7 protein-coding genes are annotated in these 8,640 nt (G+C 67.9%); 5 read left to right on the forward strand and 2 right to left on the reverse strand.

Going from position 1 to position 8,640, the window contains the following annotated elements; translation table 11 throughout:
- Together Asi02nite_RS40255 and Asi02nite_RS40260 are read left to right on the forward strand one after the other, a co-directional pair.
- Nucleotides 1–229, forward strand: a 229-nt coding sequence (locus tag Asi02nite_RS40255; RefSeq protein WP_203719315.1) for a hypothetical protein, incomplete at its 5' end; no start/stop codon positions are given.
- Nucleotides 230–363: 134 nt separating this feature from the next.
- Complete coding sequence (locus tag Asi02nite_RS40260) at nt 364–771, forward strand: histone-like nucleoid-structuring protein Lsr2 (RefSeq protein WP_203719316.1); 408 nt, start codon at nt 364–366, stop codon at nt 769–771.
- A 335-nt stretch (nt 772–1,106) separates the two neighbouring features.
- Here Asi02nite_RS40260 and Asi02nite_RS40265 read toward each other — a convergent pair whose 3' ends face one another.
- Nucleotides 1,107–2,360 (reverse strand): MFS transporter, encoded by a 1,254-nt coding sequence (locus Asi02nite_RS40265; protein WP_203719317.1) that lies wholly within the window; start codon nt 2,358–2,360, stop codon nt 1,107–1,109.
- A gap of 58 nt (nt 2,361–2,418) precedes the next feature.
- Between Asi02nite_RS40265 and Asi02nite_RS40270 the strand changes: the two genes are divergently transcribed.
- The 3 genes from Asi02nite_RS40270 to Asi02nite_RS40280 all read left to right on the forward strand — a co-directional run bounded on the left by Asi02nite_RS40270 (nt 2,419) and on the right by Asi02nite_RS40280 (nt 5,202).
- A complete protein-coding gene (locus Asi02nite_RS40270; RefSeq protein ID WP_203719318.1) occupies nt 2,419–3,501 on the forward strand; it encodes a LacI family DNA-binding transcriptional regulator in 1,083 nt (360 codons plus the stop codon).
- Between the two features lie 408 nt (nt 3,502–3,909).
- Nucleotides 3,910–4,071: a sigma factor-like helix-turn-helix DNA-binding protein gene (locus Asi02nite_RS42625; RefSeq protein ID WP_308440203.1), complete on the forward strand. Its 162-nt coding sequence runs from the start codon at nt 3,910–3,912 to the stop codon at nt 4,069–4,071.
- Nucleotides 4,072–4,947: 876 nt separating this feature from the next.
- A complete protein-coding gene (locus Asi02nite_RS40280) occupies nt 4,948–5,202 on the forward strand; it encodes a hypothetical protein (RefSeq protein WP_203719319.1) in 255 nt (84 codons plus the stop codon).
- A gap of 189 nt (nt 5,203–5,391) precedes the next feature.
- Here Asi02nite_RS40280 and Asi02nite_RS40285 read toward each other — a convergent pair whose 3' ends face one another.
- On the reverse strand, nt 5,392–5,883 hold the full coding sequence (locus tag Asi02nite_RS40285) for a GNAT family N-acetyltransferase (RefSeq protein ID WP_203719320.1): 492 nt from the start codon (nt 5,881–5,883) through the stop codon (nt 5,392–5,394).
- Nucleotides 5,884–8,640 lie beyond the last annotated feature (2,757 nt).

Consider the following 8,640-nt stretch of genomic DNA (forward strand, 5'->3'; position numbering starts at 1 on the left):
CCTGGCCACAGGCTGCCGTCCTTCGCTCGTTCGTCTGCGCGCAATCAACGTGAACATTAGCGCCTCACGGCAGCGATTTGTCACTCCGGTTCGATTTGGGCTGCCGCCGACCGCCGTCGTTGCCCTGTTGTTCGAGGGCTTGACCAACGGCGGCAAGGCCCGGGCAGCGAACCAGAGCGGCGGTGCCCGCATACGCGGTCGTCCGACGGCGTGCCCGGTCGACGCATGAGGCCGGAGCCGGTTTGTAGGATGCTGCCCTGTCGCATTATGTCCGGCGCGGTCACGCCGCACGCGGGTATGAGTCGTGGATCGGTTACCGTGCGGTCAGTGTGAACGATCGTTTCCAGACTGGAGATCTGCTCAGTGTCCAAGACGACCATCGTCAAGCTAGTCGACGACCTCGACGGGAGCGTCGCGAACGAAACCGTGGTGTTCGCGCTCGACGGCGTTTCGTTCGAGATTGACCTGTCGAGCGAGAACGCCGAACGGCTGCGGCAGGCCCTCCGGCCGTATGCCGAGGCGGGCACACGGGTGACAGCTACCGGTCAGCGTCACCGCCGGACGGTTGTCTCGGCCCAGGGCGAGAGCCGCCGCGAGGAGACGCGGGCGATTCGGGCGTGGGCTCAACGGTACGGCGGCCAGCTGGGCCTCAAGGCCGTCAGTGAGCGCGGTGCGGTCCCGGCGCGGGTGCGCGACGCCTACGCGAAACACGACGGTCGTGCACCACGCACCGATCTGCCGTCGCCGTTCCTGGTCCCTTCCAGCACCTGACCGGGCCTGCCCCAACGACTGTCCCGAACGCCAGGCGGTTTCGGTCCGCAGGGCCGGCAGCCGGTGCGATGGATGTCGGCTTCAAGCCATCACCCGGCACGTCGTCACGAGCAGCTGTTTCGCCCCGCACCGGCATGCCAGCTGGCGGCGACACCACCACCAGCCGACGACGATGCCTTGTTCAGTGAACGCCACCATGTGCACGGGCGACCTGCAAGCCAGCGGAGCCATGGAAGTAGACCGAGGGTACGGCCGCATACATAGCGAAGCCGAAAGCTGGCTCACTGCCCAGACCTGCCCCGGAGCAGAAGATCTCCGCCTTCGGGGCGTGAGTTCTACGAAGAGCGTGTTCCCGTGGACCCCTGTCCGCTGCTGCGCAGAGTCCTGTCGTAGGTAATGGCTCGTGCGGGAAGACCGGTTTCCGTCGACTGCTGCCGGGGCGCGAGCAGCCCAGCGCCGAGGCCGGTCACGGCGGCGGCAGCTACTGGCAGGAGAAGGGCTGTCTCCAAGCTCGTGACGATCGCCAGGGCGCCGATCAGGCCAGGGCCAAGGAAGCTGCCCAGGTAGGCGATGGTCGAGACGCGCGCGACTGTCGCTGCCGGGGACTTGCCGCTACGGGCCGCCCGGTGGGCGGACTCACCGAGGATTACGGGGAGCGTCACGGAGAGGCCGAGTCCAAGCATGGCGAAGCCGGCCAGTCCGGCGAGCGGGTGGCCGATCAGGAGTGCAGTACCCAGACCAATGGCCGCGAGCAGAGCGGCACCGCGGACGAGCGGCGCGGCGGCTATTCGCTGGCGGATGTGGTCGCCCGCGAGTCGCCCGACGGTCATGGTGGCGAGGAAGATCGCGACGCCGCTGGCGGCGAAGGCATCGTTGCCGCCGAGATCGTGCAGGTAGATGGCGGTCCAGTCGTTGGCACTGCCTTCGGCGAGCATGACGCAGAAGCCGAGGCCGCCGAAGCCGATGACCCAGGTGGCACGGCTCGGCGCGGGCAGGTAGCGGGCGGAGGGACTGGCAGTCGGCGTCCCGCCCCCGTTCCCGTCCACCGTCAGGCCTCGGGTCAACAGCGACGCGGCGACCGCTCCCGCCACCGCCGTCACCGTGAAGTGCGACTTCACTCCCACGTTGAAATGGGCGGCGACCGCACTCGCGGCGGCGCCGATGATGCCACCTAGGGTAAGCATGGCGTGTAGCCGGGAGAGCACCACCCGCCGGGATTGCCGCTCGACCGCCACACCGTTGGCGTTGATCGCCACATCGATCACGCCGTTGACGGCTGCAGAGGCGGCGAACGTAACCACCAGTGCCGGCATCGTGGGTGCCATCGCAATGGGGATCAGTAGCAGCGAGAACGCTGGCAACACAGCCCGCAGCGTTGTTCTGCTACCAAGGCGGTGGCAGAACACCGCACCGGCCTGGAGACCCAGGACTGCGCCGCCGTTGAGCCCCACCAAGGCCACCGCTAACTCTCCGTCGCTGAGTGCGAGACCGTGCTGGAGGGCCGGCAACCGTGCCATGGAGGTGCTGAAGATCAGACCGCACAGGAGAAACGCGGCTGCGACCGCCGCGTATGGGGTCTTGAGACTCATCTCCGACATCCTCTGAACTAGTTCAGACTTAACTAGTTCAGAACGTTATCATCGTTCCATGACTGATGCTGCGCGAAGGCGCACCGGAGGAGGGCGCCCAGGCCGGGGCGTCACCCTGGCCGACGTGGCGCGGGCGTTACAAGTCTCGAAGGCGACAGTGTCGAACGCCTACAACCGGCCGGACCAACTCAGCGTCCGGCTGCGGGAACGGATTCTGAGCGAGGCGGCGCAGCTGGGCTACCCGGGTCCGGATCCGATCGCGGCCACCTTCAGCCGGCGGCGAGCCGGTGCGGTTGGGCTGGTCTTCGATGACCCGCTGACCTTCGCTCTTACCGACCCAGCGGAGACGCTTTTCATCACGGGGCTAGGCGAGGTCTGCGAACAGGCAGGGGTCGGCCTGGTCCTCATCCCGCGGGGCAGCAGCGACGATTTCGTTGGGCGGGCGGTCGTGGACGGCTTCGTCCTGCACTGTGACCTCGACGGCGACACCCGTATAGACGCGGCGATCGGGCGCGAGCTGCCGGTGGTGGTGGTAGACGGACCGGCGCGGCCCGACGCGGGACACGTCGGGATCGACGACCGGGCCGGCGCCGCAGCAGCGGCCCGGCATCTGATCGATCTTGGGCATCGGCGGATCGCCGTCCTCGCGCTTCCGTTACAAGGCGACGGCCGGTCAGGGCTGGCGGACACGGTGCGACAGCGCACCGCGCGGTCCCATGTCATCCGGGAGCGACTTGCGGGCTTCCGCGACGAGCTGACCGCGACCGGGATCGACTGGGCTGAAGTGCCGGTGGTCGAATGCGGTCCGTACAGCCGAGAGGCCGGCCGCCGGGCCGCCGGCCTGCTGCTAGACCAGCCCAACAGGCCGACAGCGTTGCTCGCCACCAGTGACGAGCTCGCGGTCGGCGCCCTGCGGGCTGCAGCCGAACGGGGGATCGCAGTGCCGAAGCAGCTCTCGGTCGTCGGATTCGACGACGCACCAACGGCAGCTTGGGCCACCCCCGCACTGACCACCGTGCACCAGCCGCACTACGACAAGGGACGTGCCGCAGCCGAACAGCTGCTGAATCCAGGCGAGCGCGTGGACACGATCCTGCCCACGGAGCTTGTGATCCGGGGATCCACCAGCATCCTCATCTGAGCGCGGGCGACGGCCGCGTGCGCGCCGTCCTTGTTCAGCCGGACAAAGACGATGCTCGGCCCTGCCAAACGCCTGGCAGGAAGATCGCCGGTCACGACGCTGCCGACTGAGCTGGTCAGCAGCAAGTTGGCGCGAGAAACACGCAACCGATTCGCGACGCGGGACGCTTCCAACGTCGTGAGTCAACGAAGCCGGCGTGGACGCTGAGACGCGCTATGACTTCACGGCCCTCGTCACCGAGCGGTCGACGGCTGTTCCGCTTCGCCATTGGGCTGACCGGCGATCCGCACCAGGCCGAGGACCTCCTGCAGCCCGCCCTGGCCAAGGTGTACCGGCACTTGGGCGGGTGCGGGACGGCAACCTCGACGCGTATCTGCTGCGGCCCAGCTCAGCCCGAAAGACAGGGCCGTGCTGGTGCTCCGCCATCTCGAGGACGTGCCCGACGACGAGATCGCTGACCTGTTGGGGTGCCGGGCGGCGACCGTACGCAGCCTTGCGTCCCGAGGCCTGGACCGACTGCGCGTGCTCTGCCCCGAGCTCGCCCCGCAGCGGATAGGGGAGTCGCGGTGACTGCCGCAACTGCGTCGCGCCCTACGCGACCTCACCGACGTGCCACCACCGCCGGACCTGGCAGGCAAGGCGATCGCACTGGCCGAGCGGCGCCGCCGGAACCGGGTCGCCGGTGTTGCCGCACTGGTGGTGCTCGCGGCGGTGGCCGCCGTGCCGATCGCGTACGAGGCCGGCCCGCCCACCCGAGCGACGGTGCGATCGGCCCGGAGACGCCGTCTCCTACGTGCTCGACCGGAACACCGGGGAGTCCCGGAAGATTCAGTACTCGACCGCGGTGCGGCGCCGGACGGAGCGCGAGTCTTCGTGGCCGACGGCCAGCGCGGCGGCATCATGAACGGGTCAGCGGTTCGGTGCACTGGGTACGCCAACAACTCCCACGTCAACGGCGCCGAGTGGTCGTCCGACGGCCCTCAGGTGCTCCTCGGCGACATGGGCAAAGAGGAGCAGGGCGGTTTCACCGTGATCGACACGGTGACGCTCGAGAAGGGCCCGTTCGTGCCCATGGCGGACATGCAGTCGCTCAACGCCCGCGGGCTCGGCTTCTTCTGGAGCCGGGACGGCCGGACCATCGGGCACACACCGCCGCTGACGGCGAGTTCAACGCCGACCGGACAATCGCGGTGGTTCGGTTCAACGACCTCAAGGGCAAAACCATCCGCACGATGGGGCTTTCCGGGGAGGCCGCGGTCGCCGCCGGGCGGCCGCGGTGGCGCAGTGGGTCGACAACCAGGTCCGGATCGTCGACCTGACCATCGGGGAGTTCACTGCGGAGTTCGCCGCGGAGGGCGTCATCGGCTGGTATGACGACGACCATCTCGTGCTGCGCGGCGGCGAAGGGCTGGATGTGGTCGCCCTGGACGGCGAGGTGCGCGTAGCGTGCCCGTCCCGGCCGAGCTCTCGCACGCGCAGAAAGTGCACCTGCTGCCGGTCGCTGGGCTGCCCGAGCCCTCAGCCCGCCACGTGTTTAGCTCCCACGACAGCCGTGACCGGCGCGCGGCCCTCAGGGTCGGACGCCAACCGTTCCAGGATCCGGCCGATGAGTTCGAGCAGGCGGTTCCCCGACATCACGCCAGCGCAACGCCGCTACGGGCACCGGCAGGCGGCACGATCCTGGCCAGCAAGGCCTACTGACCGAGGCTCGCCGCGGCCACCGTCGCCTTGCGAGCTCGGTCAGGTTCGTCGGGTCGCCCGACGCGAAGGACACTTGCCATCGCGCACCGCCGCTCTCCTGACCCTCAGCGAGTTGCGATTCAACTGAAGCCAGCGTACGACGGGCACGCTAGGCGCCTGAGCCCGCGCTCACGGTCCCGGGCGAGAGGATCACAGCGGGAGACGGGGTGTGAGTGACTTGCGCATGGTCTGGGCGACCACGGTGTAGCCGCTAGTGGCATATAGCGTGATCGCCCGACTGTTGTCGCCGAATACGTTCAGGCCGATCTGGTCGGCGCCGGCTGCACGGCACCACTCCTCGGTCGCCCGCAGGATGGCAGCGCCGTAGCCCTGGCCTCGCAAGTCATCTAGGACGCGGATGTCGTAAAGCCAAAGAGCATCGCTCTCGGGACGATACGGATCGGGGCCAATCCAAGCCGCGCCCACCGGTTCGCCCGCAGTGCTCTCAGCCGTGAAGATGTGGTGGCGGGGCGTGCCGAGCCCGTCAGGAAGGTTGCGCTTGACGCCTTCCGCCGCGCGGTGGCGCGCCTCGGACTCGGGCATCGAAGCGCTTAGCGCTTGAACCTCATCCTCGTGAAGGATGGCTGCATAATTGGCATACTCGGCGGGTGTCATCGGTCGCAGTGACACCATTCGGGTCATGCCCACGATCGTAACCGCGCGAGTCAAACCCTAGCAAGTGATGATTAGCGCTTCGTTTAACTGCGGCGCGGTGTTTCGAGCCGCAGCCGATAGGTTCACGACCCGGTACGCAGAGCGCGACCTCCCACCGGGGAAAGAGACGCGACATAGGGCCGTTCCGGGTCGAATTCGATCGGACGGCCAGGCCAATCAGAGACTCCGAACCGGTTGAGCTGGCGTGGCGCGGCGGCCCAGCAGCGCGGATAGCAGGCGGAGAAGGGGATTCGGCCCGGCTTATCTCCAGAAGCCCTCAGGAGCCGCAGCGGCGTGGCGATCAGATAGAGCTCGTTGGCCGCCTCTCCGTGGCGCTGATAGGCACCGGCCTCCGTGGCCAACTGCTTGCGGCGAGGACGTCGCGCCAACGATGGCGGCGGCAGCAGCCCAACAACGGCAGTTCGGATGGATTAGCACGCGAACTCATAGCTGGGTGGCATCAGTGTCGGCGGCCAGCAGGTCAGCCTCGGCATTGTGTTGGCGGCATCGCCCGCCGCGTCGCGTATTTGCCTTTCAGGCGCACAACCTCCAGTGGTACGGCCGGTGTTTTGGAGGGACCCCGGCCGTACCGCCCTGGATAGGCGAAGATGAGGCTACTGACCTTGCATTTCACTTCTCTTTCACCGATCAAGACCTGTAGGCCCATCGGCCGCCGCTAGCTAGGCGGCCTATCGGTTTCATCGACGGCGGCTTGATCCTGATCCGGGCGGTCACCCCGGGTCGAAGCGGGCGCATCGCCGTGAGACAGCACTTAAGGCCGCCGAAGAGGACCAGGGCGCAGCGCTGGGCTGCTTGGAGTAGGTGATGCGTCGGTCGCTGCAAGCCGGATGCGTGCGCGCGCCCCCTCTCGCCCGGGTCAGGGTGCGGCCCTACCACCGACACCGGCGATGCGCTTCGTGCCGTGCCACCCTTATGACGGGCAGGTATCGCCCGAACGTGCGCTGAGCGGCTGCAACCGCAGTGCTGGGCTGCGTGTTGCCTGTTCTCGGGTCCCAACTCGGACAACACCGCGAGTCCGTGGACGCGGTCGGTGTCGGTCGGACTCTCGTACGCTTCCGATCATGCTGCGTGTGGCACCGGCTGGCTCCTCACCGCGCGGGGCTCGGCGGTGACCTTGCACCTCGCCGTGTTCACCGTCTACATCGCCTATTGCCTCTTCGGACGGGGTCTGCGTCAACCTCGGCGGCCGCGGCCACCACGCTGACCCTGGCTGAACCCGCCGTGGCCGCAGCGCTCGGCGTCACCGTGCTCAGCAAGCGCCTGCCTGCCGCCGCCTGCTGCTGGCTGTCTGTACTGGCACTCGGCCTCACCGTCCTCAGCGTTCTTTTCAAGATTAGAGACCGGAAGCCGTAGTTGTCGGGCATGAGCCTCCGACCCTGTGACGCCGGCCGGACCCGCACCGCCCGAACGGCCTGCCATGCCGAGAAGGGCGCAGAGGATCTTCCTGCTACCGGGTTGGCCTTACTGCGGCCGCATCCACGCGAACTAAAGCCGTCTGAGGACACGCCTCCCGCAGTACGACCGTGCGGAGTTGGCATGCCTACGGCGCCTGTCGGGCGGCTTCTGCGGGAGCAGCCGGCGACCCTGGCGTTGTGCCTGCAGACCGCTGCTCCCCGGCACGTGCGCTGGCCTTTGGCTACCCGCGTTTCGGCTATCCCGCGCGGCAACTTGGCAGGTGATGAACGCACTCAAGATCCTGCAGCCGTTCGCGGTCGATACCTCGGCATGGGGGAACGCCGAGCGGCCAGTCCGCCCCGCAACCAGCCACCGGTCCAGTGGCAGACTCGGCGTCAGCCACGACGTGAAGGCGATTTGCAGCATCCACCGTCTACATTACACCCAGTTGGATCGGCCAGTCTCCGGTTCCGCGGGCTGGCCGACTAGGGCCCTCCACCGTCTCGCCGACTAGCGGCCGGCGAGACCAGACGTGGCCGGCGTCGCTTGGTCCCCCCACATGCACGCCGGCCACGTCGCTAGCGAGTGGGCCTGGGTCATTGAAGCCGTCTGAGGAGGCCAATTTCGGAGGCGCCGGGCTCCCCAGCGGTCGGCTGGTCGCGTGGCGGCGTTAGATGCTCCGGTTCAGCGCCGACCGGCTGAATCTCGCGCCTTTCGGTGCACGAGTGGGAGATCGTCGGATCTGCCGAAAACCCTGTTGTCCGCTTCCCCGTCCCTGGCAGGACCGAGAGAGTCATCCGATGCCACCCGGCGGACGGGAATTCGGCGAGTTCTACCGGACTTGGCTCGGCCGCATCGTCGCCCGACGGTTCTTCCGATCTTCTCGCTGGCGCACTTCGAGTCGCCTCAGGCACCGACGCAAGTCTGCTCTTTCTTGCGCAGCACACCACCAACGGAACTCTCGATGGAACGAGTAGCGAAGTCCCGGCCCCGCCATCAGCCGGCCCAATGCGACGCGCCCGTTCGGCAACCCGGAGGACCGGCTAGCCGTGCTGCAGCGGCGCGCACCCCGGTATCCGCAGACGATGCCGCGTATCCGGCCGGGCGATACCGACTGGCTTTGGCGGAAGTGGTGTCGGACGCCAGCGGGTGTGAGTACCGACACCGACAATCCACGAACTGTCTCTATGCGCCAAAACGTCGTTCGTCGACTGTCTGAACTGCTCGGCCGCACGATCGCGGTTGACTCCCATCGCCGGCAGCGCGCGAGCCGGCCTCATCGCGAGGCTCAGGCAGCGTCGCTCGTTGGAGCGGGCGTCGACCGGCTCG

The organism is Asanoa siamensis, from assembly GCF_016862555.1.
Lineage (GTDB): Bacteria > Actinomycetota > Actinomycetes > Mycobacteriales > Micromonosporaceae > Asanoa > Asanoa siamensis.